Below are 15,875 nucleotides of genomic sequence, written 5' to 3'. Positions count from 1 at the left end.
AGGTGGAGCCCCCTGGTCGAACTCACCCTGTGTGCGGGGCCTGTCACGGCACCGCCGCGTCGATCGCCTTCACGATCCGCTTGTCCGACACCGGGTACGCCGTACCGAGCGCGTGGGCGAAATAGCTGACCCGCAGTTCCTCGATCATCCAGCGGATGTCCAGCACCTGCCGCGGCACCGGCCGCCCCTGCGGCAGCTGCTCCAGCAGCCACGCGTACTCGTCCCGCATCTCATGGACCTTCGCCATGCGCGTGGTGTCCCGCTGCACGTTCGCCGGCATCTGCTGCAGGCGCCGGTCCGCGGCCACCAGGTAGCGCATCAGGTCCGGCAGCCGCCGCAGCCCCGCCTCCGTCACGAAACCGGGCCGCACGAGCCCGTCCAGCTGCCCCCGCACGTCCTGGAGGTTGGGCAGCAGCACGGGGCTCCGTACGCCCTTCAGACGGCGCTCACAGGCCTGCCACGCCGCCAGCACCTGCTGCACCTGGCCCACCGCGCGGACCGTGGTGTCGACGATCTCCGCGCGGACCTTGTCGTACAGCTTCCGATAGGACTCCTCGTCCCACACCGGCCCGCCGAAGTCGGCGATCAGCTTGTCCGCCGCGGCCGTCGCGCAGTCGTCGAACAGGGCCTGCACCGAACCGTGCGGATTCGCGGACAGCGCCAGCTTCTGCGCGTTCGTCAGCTTCTCGGACGCGAACTTCGCGGGGTTCACCGGAATCCCCAGCAGGATCAGCCGGCGCGTGCCCTTCCACATCGCCTCCGCCTGCTCGGCCTCCGTGTCGAACAGCCGGACCGACACCGTGTCACCGTCGTCGACCAGCGCCGGATACGCCTTCACCGGCTGACCGGCCCGGCGCGTCTCGAACACGCGGGTGAGCGAACCGATCGTCCAGTCCGTCAGCCCCTTGCGCTCCAGGGACTCGCCCCCCTCACGCTGCGCCGTGGCGGCGGCCGCCTGTGACAGCGCCTGGCGGGCCTTCGGCCGCAGCCTGAGCCTGAGCGCCTCCAGGTCCTTGTCCTCGGCGATCCTGCGGCGCCGCTCGTCGACGATCCGGAACGTCACCTTCAAGTGGTCGGGAACACGGGACCAGTCGAAGTCCTCCGCCTCGAAGGGCACTCCGACCATCCGCTTCAGCTCACGGGCCATCGTGACGGTCAGCGGCTCCTGCAAGGGGACCGCCCGCTCCAGGAACGCCTTCGCGTAGTTCGGCGCCGGCACGTAGTTCCGCCGGACCGGCTTGGGAAGCGAACGGATCAGCTCCGTGACGACCTCCTCGCGCAGCCCCGGAATCTGCCAGTCGAACCCCTCGTCCGTCACCTGGTTCAGGACCTGGAGCGGCACATGGACCGTCACACCGTCGGCGTCCGCACCCGGCTCGAACTGGTACGTGACCCGGAACTTGAGCGGGCCCTGCCGCCACGAGTCGGGGTAGTCCGCCTTGGTGACCGCCTCCGCCGACTCACGGATCAGCATCTCGCGCTCGAAGTCGAGGAAGTCCGGCTGCTCGTGCCGCTTGTGCTTCCACCACGAGTCGAAGTGCGCCCCCGACACCACGTGTTCGGGGATCCGCTGGTCGTAGAAGTCGAACAGGGTCTCGTCGTCGACCATGATGTCCCGGCGCCGGGCGCGGTGCTCCAGCTCCTCGACCTCGGTCAGCAGCTTCCGGTTGTCGGCGTAGAACTTGTGGTGCGTCCGCCAGTCGCCCTCGACCAGCGCGTTGCGGATGAACAGCTCCCGGGAGATCTCCGGGTCGATCCGGCCGTAGTTCACCTTGCGCTGCGCCACGATCGGCACGCCGTACAGCGTCACCTTCTCGTACGCCATCACGGCCGCCTGGTCCTTCTCCCAGTGCGGCTCGCTGTACGTGCGCTTGAGCAGGTGCTCCGCGAGCGGCTCCACCCACTCCGGCTCGATCTTCGCGTTGACCCGCGCCCACAGCCGGGACGTCTCCACCAGCTCGGCCGACATCACGAACCGCGGCGGCTTCCTGAAGAGCGCCGAGCCCGGGAAGATCGCGAACTTGGCGCTCCGCGCGCCCAGGTACTCGTTCCGCCCGCCGTCCTTGCGGCCGGCGCCCGGAGCGGAGTCCTTGGACTCCTTCACGTCCTTCATGCCGATGTGCGACAGCAGACCGGCCAGCAGGGAGACGTGGACGCGGTCGCCGGCGGCGTCCTCCTCGTTGAGGTGGATGCCCATCTGCTTGGCGACCGTGCGCAACTGCGTATAGATGTCCTGCCACTCGCGGATCCGCAGGAAGTTCAGGTACTCCTGCTTGCACATCCGGCGGAACGACGACGAACCGCGCTCCTTCTGCTGCTCGCGGACGTACCGCCACAGGTTGAGGTACGCGAGGAAGTCGCTGGACTCGTCCCGGAACCGGGCGTGCTGCTGATCGGCCTGCGTCTGCTTGTCGGCGGGCCGCTCCCGCGGATCCTGGATGGACAGCGCGGCGGCGATGACCATCACCTCGCGGACACAGCCGTTCTTGTCCGCCTCCAGCACCATCCGCGCCAGCCGCGGGTCCACCGGCAGCTGCGCCAGCTTCCGCCCGGTCTCCGTCAGCCGCTTGCGCGGGTCCTTCTGCGCCGCGTCGAGCGCGCCCAGCTCCTGGAGCAGCTGCACGCCGTCGCGGATGTTGCGGTGGTCCGGCGGGTCGATGAACGGGAACTTCTCGATCTCCCCCAGACCGGCCGCCGTCATCTGCAGGATGACCGAGGCGAGGTTGGTGCGCAGGATCTCCGCGTCCGTGAACTCCGGACGGGACAGGAAGTCGTCCTCGCTGTACAGCCGGACGCAGATGCCGTCCGACGTACGGCCGCAGCGGCCCTTGCGCTGGTTGGCGCTGGCCTGCGAGACCGGCTCGATCGGCAGCCGCTGCACCTTGGTGCGGTGGCTGTAGCGGGAGATGCGGGCGAACCCGGGATCGATGACGTACTTGATGCCCGGCACGGTCAGGGACGTCTCGGCGACGTTCGTCGCCAGGACGATCCGGCGGCCGCTGTGCTGCTGGAACACCCGGTGCTGCTCGGCGTGCGACAGCCGGGCGTACAGCGGCAGCACCTCGGTCGACCGGTACCGCTTCTTCGTCAGCGCGTCCGCCGTGTCCCGGATCTCCCGCTCACCGGAGAGGAACACCAGGATGTCGCCCGGTCCCTCCGCCATCAGTTCCTCGACGGCATCGGTGATCGCGGTGATCTGGTCGCGGTCGGCGTCCTCCGAGTCCTCCTCAAGCAGCGGCCGGTACCGCACCTCCACCGGATACGTGCGCCCGCTGACCTCGATGATCGGCGCGTCCCCGAAATGCCGGGAGAAACGCTCCGGGTCGATGGTCGCGGACGTGATGACGACCTTGAGGTCCGGGCGCTTCGGCAGCAGCTGCGCGAGATAGCCGAGCAGGAAGTCGATGTTGAGCGACCGCTCGTGCGCCTCGTCGATGATGATCGTGTCGTAGGCGCGCAGCTCACGGTCGGTCTGGATCTCCGCGAGCAGGATGCCGTCGGTCATCAGCTTGACGAACGTGGCGTCCGGGTTCACCTGGTCGGTGAAGCGGACCTTCCAGCCCACGGCCTCACCCAGCGGCGTGTCCAGCTCCTCCGCCACCCGCTCCGCGACCGTACGCGCGGCGATCCGGCGGGGCTGCGTGTGCCCGATCATGCCCCGGACGCCCCGGCCCAGCTCCATGCAGATCTTCGGGATCTGCGTGGTCTTGCCGGACCCGGTCTCACCCGCGACGATCACCACCTGGTGATCACGGATCGCCTCGGCGATCACGTCCTTCTTCTGGCTGACGGGCAGCTGCTCGGGGTACGTGACCGCCGGCACCCGGGTGCGCCGCCCGGCCATCCGCTCCTCGGACGCGGCGACCTCCGCCTCGATCTCGGCGAGCACGGCGGCGCGGGCCTCCGGATTACGGATCTTGCGGGCACCTTCGAGCCTGCGCCCGAGCCGGTGCGCGTCGCGCAGCGACAGCTCGGTGAGGCGGGAGGCCAGGGAGCCGAGAGCGGGGGCAGAGTGCGTAGACATACGGACTCCAGGATCTCATCCCGCGAAAAATCGCGGCCAATGATTTTGCCGGGGCACATGTGCGGGGGCACACAACAAGGCCCCGATCGAGGATCGGGGCCTTTGCTGTGGCTGGGGCCGGGGTCGAACCGGCGACCTATCGCTTTTCAGGCGATCGCTCGTACCAACTGAGCTACCCAGCCGCGGTGTTTCACGTGAAACACCAGCGGTCCTGACGGGATTTGAACCCGCGGCCTCCACCTTGACAGGGTGGCGAGCACTCCAAACTGCTCCACAGGACCAAGCGTGTCGTACGACAGTGTCGCACAGGGTGGTGCGTGCCCCCAACGGGATTCGAACCCGTGCTACCGCCTTGAAAGGGCGGCGTCCTAGGCCGCTAGACGATGAGGGCTATCGGCCCGCCTGGGCGCTTCTCAGCGCGTCGGGGACGTGAGAAGCATACGTGGTGTCGGGAGGATCGCCAAAACGGTTTACGGCGCGGGCGTCGAGGGGGTGGCCGACGGGGTTCCGGAGGGGGACGGCGAGGCGGTCGCGCCCGGCTGGTTCTCCTTCGGGAGGTGGCGGCTGACCTCCGCCGTGGTCAGGCCGAGGCCGCCCAGTTCGATCGAGTCCCAGGCCTGGAGGCGGCGGGTGTCGCGGTCGAAGTAGAGGATCGACGTCTCGATCGGGTCCGGGTACTTCCCCTCGATGGCGCGCAGGCCGCTGCCGCCGGTGGAACCCTCGACGCGGAGCCGGGTGCCGTACTCCATGACCTCCGTCTCCTCGTGGTGGATGTGACCGGCCAGCACCAGCGGCACGGTTCCGTCGACCTCGCGGGCCGCGGACGGTTCGTGGGCGATCGCCACGTCCACCGGGGTGCCGGCGGCCCGCTGGTCGCGCAGGGCGGAGGCGAGACGGGCGCCCGCCAGTTCCTGGGACTGCTCGGCCCCGGTCCTCTCCGAGCGGTCGGGGGTGAACTGCGGATCGCCGATGCCGGCGAAGCGCAGGCCGGCGATGGTCTTCGCCCTGCCGTCGTCGAGGACGTGGACGTTCTTCAGGCCTTCGAGGTAGCGCTGGGTGACGAGCGAGTCGTGGTTGCCGCGGACCCAGACGTAAGGGGCGCCCAGGTCCTCGACGGGGTCCAGGAAGCCGTTCTCGGCGGCGCTCCCGTGGTCCATCGTGTCGCCGGAGTCGACGATCACATCCACCCGGTACTGCTCCACCAGCGAGGCGATGATCTTCCAGCTGGCCGGGTTGAGGTGGATGTCGGAAACGTGCAGCACGCGGATGGTGGTCGGGTCGGGCTGGTAGGTGGGGAGGGTGGAGGTGGCGTCGTAGAGCTTGGTCACATTGGTGACCAGGCGTGCCAGTTCCTTCTGGTAGACGTCGAACTCCGTGACGATGCTGCGCGCGTCGCCGACCAGGGACGGGGCGGAGGAGAGCAGGCCGGAGAACCTGGGTTCCAGGACGGAGTCGGGGTTCCAGGTGGCGTACGCCGTGCCGCCGGACGCGGCCAGCAGGCCGAGGGCGAGGCCGCCGGCGGCGAGGGCGCGGCGGGGGCGGCGGTAGACGGCGAGGCCGAGGGCGGTGGCGCCGGTGACCACGGCGACACAGGAGCGTACGGCGAGATCGGCGGTGCCGTGGGCGATGTCCTCGGTGACCTCGTCCTGGAGGCCGGAGAGGCGTTCGGGGTGGTCGACGAGGGCCTGGGAGCGCTCGGGGTCGAGCTGGTCGACGTTGACGTCCAGGCGGACGGGCGCGATGTGGCTGTCGAGCTGGAGGGCGCCCAGCGGGGAAATGTTGATCTTCGTGCCGCCGGTGACGGAGGGGCGCAGGGTCATGGTGGTGTTCATGGGGCCCACGGGGACCCGGACGTTGCCGACGATCAGCAGGCCGAGCCAGGCGCCGAGGACGACCACGGCGACGAGGCCGGCCGCGCGCGTCCAGGGGCGCGGCTGCGGGGTGAGGGTGAGCGTCGCGGTGGCGGGCCGGCGGGAGCGGTGGCGGGGGACGAGGGCCCGCGGGACCCGGGGGAGGCGATGGAGGGCGTTCAGGGCGGCGGAGGGGACGCGGACCATTGGTCCCGTATGCCCAAGCCGATGGCCGGATATGCGGGGCCCGCGCGCAACTCGTACGGACGGCTCGTGCCCGACAATGGCTTCGTGCTGGAGATGACGCGCGAGATGTTCGAGGAGCTGGTCGCCGAGGCGCTGGACCGGATCCCGCCGGAGCTGACGCGACTGATGGACAACGTCGCGGTGTTCGTGGAGGACGAGCCGCCGGCGGACGATCCGGAGCTGCTCGGGCTGTACGAGGGGACTCCGCTGACGGAGCGGGGCGAGTGGTACGCGGGGGTGCTGCCGGACCGGATCACCGTCTACCGGGGGCCGACGCTGCGGATGTGCGAGTCCCGGGAGGACGTCGTCGCGGAGACGGAGATCACCGTGGTGCACGAGATCGCGCACCACTTCGGGATCGACGACGCCCGGCTGCACGCGCTCGGCTACGGATAGGCCGTGCGCGTGTCTTCTTGCGGGTGGTGGGAGTTGGGGTTGTTGACCCTGTACTCCAACCGGAGGTGGCCCCGTGCGCCGCTTGTACGTACCCGTCCGCCTGACCGCCACGGTCGTCGCCGTCGCCGCTGCCGCCGGCTGCATGAGCGTGGGTGAGGACGGTGCGGGCGGGAGCGCCGGACCGTCGCGCTCCGCGGGGAGGCCGGGCGGTGAGGCGCCGGACGGGGGTACCGCGGTGTCCGGCGACGGTGCCGGGTACGGCGCCGTGTCGGCCGACGGGTCACGCGGGGACGGCAAGGGCGAGGGGCGCAAGGACAAGGGGAAGAAGGACGGGGCGGGGAAGACGGCGTCCGCCGAGGCCTCGCCGTCCGCGGGGGCGAGCCGGCCCGCGCCGGCCGACGGCGGGCCGGACGGTCCCGCGGAGCCGACTCCGGACGACCGGCCCGATCCCCCCGAGCCCTCTGGGACGCCGGATCCGCAGCCCTCGCCGACGCCGCCCGAGCCGTCGGTCACACCGGAGCCGACACAGGCGGAGCCGTCCTCGTCGGCGCACCAGCCGCCCGAGACGCAGTTGGCGCAGCGGGAGCCGGCGCCGGAAGCGGGGGAGCCGGTCTAGGCATCGTCCTCCGTGCTTCCCCACCCGTCGGACCCCGCGCTCACCTGCGGGTTTGCTTTAGGGGGTCCCGGGTGCGTATGGTGGCAGATCGTTTGATCCTATTTGCCCGGCGCCACTGCAGAGCGCGCCGTGTGGCGCGTACTCTCTCCCTTACCGTGGTGGACCGCATCGAGGCGGTCGTAATTGCGAACTGCGAATCACGGAGTTGACGGGCGCGTGCCGAAGAGACTCCGGAAGGTTTCGCATTCGTATGCCCATCGCCAGTACTGATCACGTCGTCGTGCCCGAGAACATCGAGGACACCGACACCAACACCGACGTCACCACCACCATCACCGACGTCACCACCGAGACCGACACCGACGTCACCACCGAGGCGGCGGCCCCCGAGATCACCTTCACCGGCCTCGGCCTGCCCGAGGGCGTCGTGCGCAAGCTCGCGCAGAACGGCGTGACCACCCCCTTCCCGATCCAGGCCGCGACCATCCCGGACGCCCTGGCCGGCAAGGACATCCTCGGCCGTGGCCGCACCGGCTCCGGCAAGACCCTCTCCTTCGGCCTGCCGACCCTGGCCACGCTGGCCGGCGGCCGGACCGAGAAGCACAAGCCGCGCGCCGTCATCCTGACGCCGACGCGTGAGCTGGCCATGCAGGTCGCCGACGCGCTCCAGCCGTACGGTGACGTCCTCGGCCTGAAGATGAAGGTCGTCTGCGGCGGTACGTCCATGGGCAACCAGATCTACGCCCTGGAGCGCGGCGTCGACATCCTGGTCGCCACCCCGGGTCGGCTGCGGGACATCATCAACCGCGGCGCCTGCTCGCTGGAGAACGTGCAGATCGCCGTCCTCGACGAGGCCGACCAGATGTCCGACCTGGGCTTCCTGCCCGAGGTCACCGAACTGCTCGACCAGATCCCGGCGGGCGGCCAGCGCATGCTGTTCTCGGCCACGATGGAGAACGAGATCTCCACGCTGGTCAAGCGCTACCTGACCGACCCGGTCACGCACGAGGTCGACAGCGCCCAGGGCAACGTGACGACCATGTCGCACCACATCCTCATCGTGAAGCCCAAGGACAAGGCGCCGGTCACCGCCGCGATCGCCTCCCGCAAGGGCCGCACGATCATCTTCGTCCGCACCCAGCTGGGCGCCGACCGCATCGCCGAGCAGCTCCGCGACTCCGGCGTGAGGGCCGACGCGCTGCACGGCGGCATGACGCAGGGCGCGCGTACCCGTGTGCTGGAGGACTTCAAGAAGGGCTACGTCAACGCGCTCGTCGCGACCGACGTCGCCGCCCGCGGCATCCACGTCGACGGCATCGACCTGGTCCTGAACGTGGACCCGGCCGGCGACCACAAGGACTACCTGCACCGCGCGGGCCGTACCGCCCGTGCCGGCCGCACCGGCACCGTGGTCTCCCTCTCCCTGCCGCACCAGCGCCGCCAGATCTTCCGGCTGATGGAGGATGCGGGCGTCGACGCCGGGCGTCACATCATCAACTCCGGTACGGCCTTCGAGCCCGAGGTCGCCGAGATCACCGGGGCCCGGTCGATGACCGAGGTCCAGGCCGAGTCCGCGGGCAACGCGGCGCAGCAGGCCGAGCGTGAGGTCGCCCAGCTCACCAAGGAGCTGGAGCGGGCCCAGCGCCGCGCCTCCGAGCTGCGCGACGAGGCCGACCGGCTGCTGGCCCGGGTGGCGCGGGAGCGGGGCGAGGACGTCGAGACGGTGGTCGCCGAGGCGGCGGCCGAGGCCGAGGTCTCGCTGCCGGAGCAGCCGACCGCGCGGGACGTCGAGCGGACCGAGCGCGTGGAGCGTACGGAGGCACCGGCGCCGTACGAGCGGCGCGAGCGCCGTGACGACCGCGGTGACCGCGGTGGGCGTTCCTTCGAGCGTCGTGACGACCGTGGCGGTTTCAACCGTGACCGCGGTGACCGTCGTGACGACCGTGGCGGCTTCCGTCGTGACGAGCGCCGTGACGACCGCGGTGGGCGTTCCTTCGAGCGTCGTGACGACCGTGGTGGCTTCAACCGTGACCGCGGTGACCGTCGTGACGACCGTGGCGGCTTCCGTCGTGACGAGCGCCGTGACGACCGCGGCGGCCACCGCGGCAGTGACCGTCCGTTCAACCGTGACCGCCAGGGCGACCGTCCCGGCAGTGACCGTCCGTTCAACCGTGACCGTCAGGGCGACCGCCCCGGCGGTGACCGTCCGTTCAACCGTGACCGCCAGGGCGACCGCCCCGGTTTCCACTCCGGCTCCCACGACCGCCCGTACGGCCGTCGTGACGAGCACCGCGGCGGCGGCTCCTTCGGCCGCCGCGACGACAAGCCGCGCTGGAAGCGCAACGGCTGACACGGCCTCACCCGGCCGGCCGGGAGGGCCCGCACGACACCCGTCGTGCGGGCCCTCCCGCGTTCCGCGCGGGACACGTCCGGACCCACCTCGGCGATACCCGATCGGAGTCCCGGCCACGTCCGGCTATGCTCGGGGAAGCAACATCGCCAAGGGCCCTTAGCTCAATTGGCAGAGCAGTGGACTTTTAATCCATTGGTTGTGGGTTCGAGTCCCACAGGGCCTACCGTTGCGGGGGAGAGGACACCCTCTCCGACCTGCTGTGCAGCGCCCGGGCCGGCTTCGGTCGGCCCGGGCGCCGCGTCGTTTTCGGGCCCTTGCGTGAGCGGAGGTGCCGGCGGACCGGCTGCGGTTCGGGCGGACGATCCGGCAGCCGCCGGACGCGACCGAGGGACGAGTTCTGCTGCGATCTCGCGGTCCGGCGCGGGGAGCGGGCTCGTGCACGTGTCTAAGGCCGGCGTGATGGTGGAGTGCCGGAGCATCTCCTCCACCGCATGGATGTCGCCGCCTCCCTGTGTGCGCGTCGCGGAGACGTGGCGCAGGTCACGCAGGGGGACGGGAGGCAGGTCGGTCGTGGCGGGGGTGCAGCGGACCGGCCCTCCCTTCCGGGCCCTCTCCCGCGAGGCGGACAGAACCCCTTCGGGGGACGGTCCTTGCGCTGAGCACGCCCATGCTCCCCGAAACGTTGCGCTCCGGATTAATCAATAGCTGTGCCCGGGAGCTGAGATTTTAACGGAACATGCAGACAGATTCTCTGCTGCAATAAGAGGGGTGGGATTCTTCACCACGCACAGGCCGTTGCGGCATGCTACTGTCGATCTCAGTTGCAGTTGTGGTTCCCGAAATTTCAAATGCTCTTCGGTCGGTTTCTGTGCCGCTGGAAGCGCTTTTGCATATCCGGTCTTTTTCCGGATGGGGTGATCATCGCGGCGACACGGTGTCCGCGCAGTGCGGACCCCGATGCACTGCCCCAAAGGAGAAATGACATGGCTGCTGGTACCGTGAAGTGGTTCAACGCGGAAAAGGGCTTCGGCTTCATCGAGCAGGACGGTGGCGGCGCTGACGTGTTCGCCCACTACTCGAACATCGCCGCCCAGGGCTTCCGCGAGCTGCTCGAGGGCCAGAAGGTGACCTTCGACATCGCGCAGGGTCAGAAGGGCCCGACGGCCGAGAACATCGTTCTCGCCTGACGCCGGCGCGTAATTCGTAGCTGGGACCCGCATCCTTTGGGGTGCGGGTCCCAGCTGCTCGCGTTTTCCGCAGTGGTTTCACCTGCGGACAACGATCAGGGAATCCGTGGGCTCACCGCACACGGATCGTCCTTCAGGGGTGCAGGCGCATCCCTTCACGGCTGCATCGCCGTGGACGCCCGAACAGTGCGTCCGCATCGCATCACTCATTCAAGCTCCTGCGCCCGCGCGTATTTCCCGCCGGCCAGATTCGCTGTCGCGTTCCACCGGCCCATTCTTGCAATTCTCCGTGCTGCTCATCGCTGCGGGAGTTCCTTGATATGTGCCGCATCGAGGAAGGTTCCGCATGAACCGCACACGTACGAACGACCGTTTCGCCCGTACCCGTAAGGGAAGTGCCGACTCCGGAAGGGGTGGCAGCCGATTCGGCCCGTCGGCCCCGAACCGGTCGGGCAGCCCGAGCCGTTCCGGCGGTTACGGCCGCCGGCCTGCCGCGATCCACGGAGAGTTCGCCCTCCCCGAGGCGATCACTCCCGCGCTTCCCGCCGTGGAGGGTTTCGCCGATCTCGACATGCCCCGGGAGCTGCTGGCCGCGCTGGGTTCGCAAGGTGTGACCGTACCGTTCCCGATCCAGGCCGCGACCCTGCCGAACTCCCTCGCCGGGCGGGACGTCCTCGGCCGTGGCCGCACCGGTTCCGGCAAGACCCTCGCTTTCGGTCTGGCGCTGCTGGCCCGTACGGCCGGGCAGCGCGCCGAGGCCCGGCAGCCGCTGGGGCTGATCCTCGTACCGACGCGTGAGCTGGCGCAGCAGGTCACCGACGCGCTCACCCCGTACGCCCGCTCCGTCAAGCTGCGGCTGGCCACGGTGGTGGGCGGGATGTCGATCGGCAGGCAGGCGAGCGCGCTGCGCGGTGGCGCCGAGGTCGTCGTCGCCACACCGGGACGCCTCAAGGACCTCATCGACCGCGGTGACTGCCGGCTGAGCCAGGTCTCCGTCACCGTCCTCGACGAGGCCGACCAGATGGCCGACATGGGCTTCATGCCGCAGGTCACCGCACTCCTGGACCAGGTCCGCCCCGAGGGCCAGCGCATGCTGTTCTCCGCCACCCTCGACCGCAACGTCGACCTGCTCGTGCGCCGCTACCTCAGCGATCCCGTCGTGCACTCCGTCGACCCCTCGGCCGGCGCGGTCACGACGATGGAACACCATGTGCTGCACGTCCACGGCGCCGACAAGCACACGGCCACCACCGAGATCGCCGCACGCGACGGCCGCGTGATCATGTTCCTCGACACCAAGCACGCTGTCGACCGCCTCACCGAGCACCTCCTGAACAGCGGGGTACGGGCCGCCGCCCTGCACGGCGGGAAGTCACAGCCGCAGCGCACCCGCACACTGACGCAGTTCAAGACCGGGCACGTCAACGTGTTGGTGGCGACCAACGTCGCGGCGCGCGGCATCCACGTCGACAGCCTCGACCTGGTCGTCAACGTCGATCCGCCCACCGACCACAAGGACTACCTGCACCGCGGCGGCCGTACGGCCCGCGCCGGGGAGTCCGGCAGCGTCGTCACCCTGGTCGTCCCGAGCCAGCGCCGCGCCATGACCCGCCTCATGGCGGCGGCCGGCATCGTCCCGCAGACCACGCAGGTCCGCGCCGGCGAGGAGGCCCTGCACCGCATCACCGGCGCCCAGACCCCCTCCGGCGTCCCGGTCGTCATCACCGCGCCAGTGGCCGAACGCCCCAAGAAGCGCGGCGGGACCTCACGCGGCCGGCGCGGCCCCGCCTCGGCGGCCCGCCGCGCGTCCGCACGGCAGTCCACCGCCGGTACGGCGGCATAGAACCTCCGTGATCAGGAAGCCGGCCCATCTCCGCAGGAGGCACCCTTTGACGCTGGTCCAGACGCAGTTCCGCCCGGCGAGTGCCCACTCCGCGCACGGCACGGTGGCCGACACCATGGACGCGGCCGGACCGCAGGTCTGGGAGGACATGACCGTAGAGGTGGCACTGTCCGTGATGGCCGCCGCCCGTACGGGGCATCTGGTCGTCTGCGACGATGACGGTCTGTGCACCGGCCTGGTCACCCGGGCCCGGCTCACGGCCGTTCGTCACAACTCCGGATACACGGACCGGATCCGGCTGCGTGACATCGCCGACGTCATCGCTCCCTTCGCCTCGCCGCTGACCACGAGGGCCGAAGCCGAACGTGCGATGCGGCACCGCCGGCTCGGGACCCTGCCCGTGGTCGACGAACAGGGCAACGCTCTGGGCGTCGTCGCTCTCTCCCGTTGAACCGCTTCACGGCGGTCGGCCCCGTCCCTCCTTCTCCCCGTGAGGCATCATGCGCTGTGTCATCGCCCGCTTCCCGTTCGACCTGACCAAGAGCGGAGTGCTGGAATCGATGAAGGGCATCAAGCCCGAACCGGTCACCGGCGAGTCCGTGATCATCGGGCGACGCCACTACCCCGTCAAGCAGGTCGGCGAGGTCGTCACCCGCCAGGACCGTCGCGATTTCAGCGCCGGTGAAGTCCTCCGGGCCATGTCCCGGCTCGGCTTCACCTGTCGCGCCCTTCCCGAGGCCGCACCCGCGCGCGTGGAAAGCCCGTTGCAGCGGGCTTCCGCGATGCTCGGCACCCCCCTGTCCGGCTGACCGGCAGGGCAGGCGGGAGCCGAACAGAGCATGAGGGCCCTACCGGCGTACGCCGGTAGGGCCCTCACTGCGTGCCGCGCCGCTCCCGGCGCGGCGGTGGGTCAGTGGTCGGAGTAGCTGAAGTCGCCCACGGTCCAGGCACTGACGTCCTCGATCGCGATGCGGTACATTCCGCCCGTCTCCGGGATGCCCACCGTGCCCTGAAGGATCCGGGCGACATGGAAGTGCAGATGCGTGGGTGGGCCGTCCTCCTTCGCGGGGGTCTCGAAGACGGCGGAGAAATCGCCCAGGTGCGCGGAGTCCGTCAGCACCTCTGACACCCTCTGCCTCCACACGGCTTCGGGAGCCAGGCGACCGGTGATGACGGCACCACCGGTGACCACGGTCAGGGACATCTGATTGCTCTGTCCGGACTCCACAAGGGCGGCGATGTCAACGATCAGCTCGTCAGGCTTCGGCATGAGAGCGAATTCTATGCGCCGGCCCGTCCGGGCGTCCCGCCCGGTGGCACCACCGGGCGGGACGGGGCGCACACGGCTCCCCGGGTGCCGTAGTACAGGCCGGGGGGTGAGCATGTGCGGCGCCTGCGAGCCGGGGTCGTGGACGGCCACCTCGATGGTGAAGGGGCGGGCCTTCGGTCCCGGTGTGCAGGTGTCTCCTCCGCGGCGCAGGGCGTTGGTGACGGGCTCCGGACACGATCAGGACCGCGGAGGGGCTGAGGAGCGCAGTCGCCGCGCCGGTCGGCGGCGTCACGGGAAGCCAGGCGGGCGGCTCCGGGGCCCACCCGTGCGCCGGGCCCGCGCCGCGGACGGCCCAAGCGTTCACAGGCCGGGCCGGGGAGACACCTCATCGCCGGGCGCACCGAAATCTGTGCTTGCTGGAGTAGACATTCGCTGATCCCATGATTATGGTTTCTCTCGTAGCCGAGATCGAGCAAGGCCCGGCAGACACGAACTGCCGGGCAGCAGTACCCGCGTGACGGTGCGGTGGTGGAGTTTCGAAGCCAGGTTGTCGTATGACGGCGACGGGACTGACGACCGGACCGGGCGGCCCGCAGTGATGAGGGGCCGCCGTGAGCAGGACCGCGGTTGCGGTATCAGCAGTACAAGCAGTACGCAGTCCCCCGTTTGCAAGTGATCGGTTCAGAGGGAAGAACGGAGGAGTCGAGCGCCATCAGGATCGCCCGGGCGGAGGACGTGAGCCCGGGTACCGCAGGACATCGATAGGCAGGTGGTCTCCGGTCACGCATACGCGATCCCCGCACCCCCGTCGGAGTATCGGGCGGCTGTGCGGAAACAGAAGGCCGGCGCAGCACTAGGGCCGGCAGATGGTGTCGTAGTTCCTTCGGGGCCTTGGTGTCGTACGGCACCAAGGCCCCTCCACGTGTTCCACGGAGAGGCGAGTCGCCGGGCCGTCTCGACGACGACCACCCCGACCGCACGAGGGGCCGGGCCGCCGAGTCGCTCGGTACCGCTCCCGGCTTTCTCCGCGCCATCGGCGAGGCGCGACTGATCACGCCTCCACGCTCCGAGGGCGGGCACCGCCGCTGCTCCCGCCGCCCACTGCGCATCGCGGCCCGCGCGCGTGAGCTCGTCGACCAGGACACCCCGATCGAGGCCGTATGCCGGGTCATCATCCTGGAGGACCAGCTCGAAGGAGCCCAGCGCGGCAACGCCGAACACCGCCGCGCCCGCGGATCGTCCAGTGCGTCGGCCGCGGTCCGAGGTGAGCGTGCCCGCCGGTATCGGCGGACCCTCGCACCCGCGCACGGCCGTGCTGTGGCGCGCGGGGACGAGGACGAGAAGGAGATTCCACCGGCGTTTCGCTCGCAGGAGCGGCACATCACCGCTGACCTGCGGCGCGGCGCTCGAATCGGCTTCGGCCGGCTCGGCCGCCGCGTCATTTCACGGGGCGCTCGTCCCGGTTCGGGTCGAGGAGCTGCACGGCGATCCCGGCGAGGACCAGGCCCGCCGCGATGAGCAGTCCGTCGGGGACGAGCACACCCGCGGTCAGCATGGTCACCCCGATGGCCAGCGCGCACCAGGCGCTCGTGCGCCGGTACTCGCGGGGGCGCGCCGGACGGCCTTCGGAGAGTGAGCGGACGAAACGGGGGTCCTCGTGTTCGAGACGGGCCGCGAGGTCGACCAGGCGCTCGTCGTCGGACTGGGGCACGGCTCCTCCTTCCCAGGGGGCGGTCACCCGGTGGCACCGCCGGCGGCCATCGCTCCGTGACGCCGGGCGTCACAGGGTGAACCGTCGGCCTGCCATGAACTCGGCCCGGTACAAGGGAGTTTGCCCGTGTGCCGATGTCGTCACCCACCCGGTACGGCAGACTCCAGCGTCGCCCACCGCCACCGCCCGCCGCCATCCGTCGCGGGCCCCATCCCCCCTGGGTGCCGGTGCGTACACGAGCCGCCCGGCCGGCCGTGGTTCCGGGGGAAAATGGGGGCTGTCACCGATGGCGCGAGGCTCGACCGGCGCACAGGCTGGGGGTGACGGCCCGCGCCGCGCCCCCGGACCGCGGGCCGTCGGCTCCCCCGCACCGGGAGCC

At 70.3% G+C, this 15,875-nt stretch carries 11 protein-coding genes, 4 tRNA genes and 1 pseudogene; 9 read left to right on the top strand and 7 right to left on the bottom strand.

The features are described 5' to 3' along the window. Positions 1-43: 43 nt before the first annotated feature. From hrpA to ACFXAE_RS16875, 5 genes are all read right to left on the bottom strand, one after another. A complete protein-coding gene (hrpA, locus tag ACFXAE_RS16895) occupies positions 44-4,024 on the bottom strand; it encodes an ATP-dependent RNA helicase HrpA (RefSeq protein ID WP_384714650.1) in 3,981 nt (1,326 codons plus the stop codon). 108 nt (positions 4,025-4,132) lie between these two features. Then, positions 4,133-4,206: transfer RNA gene (locus ACFXAE_RS16890), tRNA-Phe, on the bottom strand. Positions 4,207-4,230: 24 nt separating this feature from the next. Further along, positions 4,231-4,305, bottom strand: a tRNA-Asp gene (locus tag ACFXAE_RS16885). A gap of 37 nt (positions 4,306-4,342) precedes the next feature. Continuing rightward, positions 4,343-4,415, bottom strand: a tRNA-Glu gene (locus tag ACFXAE_RS16880). A 79-nt stretch (positions 4,416-4,494) separates the two neighbouring features. Further along, a complete protein-coding gene (locus tag ACFXAE_RS16875; protein WP_384714647.1) occupies positions 4,495-6,081 on the bottom strand; it encodes a metallophosphoesterase in 1,587 nt (528 codons plus the stop codon). Between the two features lie 84 nt (positions 6,082-6,165). On the opposite strand from ACFXAE_RS16875, the gene ACFXAE_RS16870 reads away from it, so the two are divergent. The 8 genes from ACFXAE_RS16870 (at position 6,166) to ACFXAE_RS16835 (ending at position 13,324) form a co-directional block, all read left to right on the top strand. Next, on the top strand, positions 6,166-6,516 hold the full coding sequence (locus ACFXAE_RS16870; protein ID WP_073933509.1) for a metallopeptidase family protein: 351 nt from the start codon (positions 6,166-6,168) through the stop codon (positions 6,514-6,516). Between the two features lie 73 nt (positions 6,517-6,589). Further along, a complete protein-coding gene (locus tag ACFXAE_RS16865; RefSeq protein ID WP_384714644.1) occupies positions 6,590-7,132 on the top strand; it encodes a hypothetical protein in 543 nt (180 codons plus the stop codon). A gap of 250 nt (positions 7,133-7,382) precedes the next feature. Beyond that, positions 7,383-9,482: a DEAD/DEAH box helicase gene (locus ACFXAE_RS16860; RefSeq protein ID WP_384714641.1), complete on the top strand. Its 2,100-nt coding sequence runs from the start codon at positions 7,383-7,385 to the stop codon at positions 9,480-9,482. A gap of 153 nt (positions 9,483-9,635) precedes the next feature. After that, positions 9,636-9,708 (top strand) — tRNA-Lys (locus tag ACFXAE_RS16855). Positions 9,709-10,468: 760 nt separating this feature from the next. Next, positions 10,469-10,672, top strand: a complete 204-nt coding sequence (locus ACFXAE_RS16850; protein ID WP_014145516.1) for a cold-shock protein — start codon at positions 10,469-10,471, stop codon at positions 10,670-10,672. Between the two features lie 346 nt (positions 10,673-11,018). Beyond that, entirely contained in the window at positions 11,019-12,515 is a 1,497-nt protein-coding gene (locus ACFXAE_RS16845; protein ID WP_384714636.1) for a DEAD/DEAH box helicase, read from the top strand. A gap of 46 nt (positions 12,516-12,561) precedes the next feature. Further along, on the top strand, positions 12,562-12,966 hold the full coding sequence (locus tag ACFXAE_RS16840; RefSeq protein ID WP_384714632.1) for a CBS domain-containing protein: 405 nt from the start codon (positions 12,562-12,564) through the stop codon (positions 12,964-12,966). A gap of 49 nt (positions 12,967-13,015) precedes the next feature. After that, entirely contained in the window at positions 13,016-13,324 is a 309-nt protein-coding gene (locus ACFXAE_RS16835) for an SCO5918 family protein (protein WP_384714629.1), read from the top strand. A 101-nt stretch (positions 13,325-13,425) separates the two neighbouring features. Here the strand turns inward: ACFXAE_RS16835 and ACFXAE_RS16830 are convergent, their stop codons facing one another. Next, positions 13,426-13,785 carry a hypothetical protein gene (locus ACFXAE_RS16830; protein ID WP_384714626.1) on the bottom strand — a complete coding sequence of 120 codons (360 nt, stop codon included), beginning with the start codon at positions 13,783-13,785 and terminating at the stop codon, positions 13,426-13,428. Between the two features lie 894 nt (positions 13,786-14,679). On the opposite strand from ACFXAE_RS16830, the pseudogene ACFXAE_RS16825 reads away from it, so the two are divergent. Then, positions 14,680-15,042 (top strand): annotated as a pseudogene (locus ACFXAE_RS16825) (MerR family transcriptional regulator); the annotation flags it as partial. 181 nt (positions 15,043-15,223) lie between these two features. On the opposite strand, the gene ACFXAE_RS16820 reads toward ACFXAE_RS16825, so the two are convergent. Further along, positions 15,224-15,496 (bottom strand): DUF3040 domain-containing protein, encoded by a 273-nt coding sequence (locus ACFXAE_RS16820; RefSeq protein WP_384714623.1) that lies wholly within the window; start codon positions 15,494-15,496, stop codon positions 15,224-15,226. Positions 15,497-15,875: the final 379 nt, after the last annotated feature.

The organism is Streptomyces sp. NPDC059454 (genome assembly GCF_042749965.1).
Taxonomy (GTDB): domain Bacteria; phylum Actinomycetota; class Actinomycetes; order Streptomycetales; family Streptomycetaceae; genus Streptomyces.
The sequence above is the reverse complement of the archived record's forward strand: the minus strand, read 5'-3'. Positions and strand labels throughout refer to the sequence as shown.

Excerpts from the sequence above, each read along its gene's own strand:
- hrpA (WP_384714650.1), bottom strand. The coding sequence starts at position 4,024 with ATGTCTACGCACTCTGCCCCCGCTCTCGGCTCCCTGGCCTCCCGCCTC.
- ACFXAE_RS16860 (WP_384714641.1), top strand. The coding sequence starts at position 7,383 with ATGCCCATCGCCAGTACTGATCACGTCGTCGTGCCCGAGAACATCGAG.
- ACFXAE_RS16830 (WP_384714626.1), bottom strand. The coding sequence starts at position 13,785 with ATGCCGAAGCCTGACGAGCTGATCGTTGACATCGCCGCCCTTGTGGAG.
- ACFXAE_RS16835 (WP_384714629.1), top strand. The coding sequence starts at position 13,016 with ATGCGCTGTGTCATCGCCCGCTTCCCGTTCGACCTGACCAAGAGCGGA.
- ACFXAE_RS16875 (WP_384714647.1), bottom strand. The coding sequence starts at position 6,081 with ATGGTCCGCGTCCCCTCCGCCGCCCTGAACGCCCTCCATCGCCTCCCC.
- ACFXAE_RS16845 (WP_384714636.1), top strand. The coding sequence starts at position 11,019 with ATGAACCGCACACGTACGAACGACCGTTTCGCCCGTACCCGTAAGGGA.
- ACFXAE_RS16850 (WP_014145516.1), top strand. The coding sequence starts at position 10,469 with ATGGCTGCTGGTACCGTGAAGTGGTTCAACGCGGAAAAGGGCTTCGGC.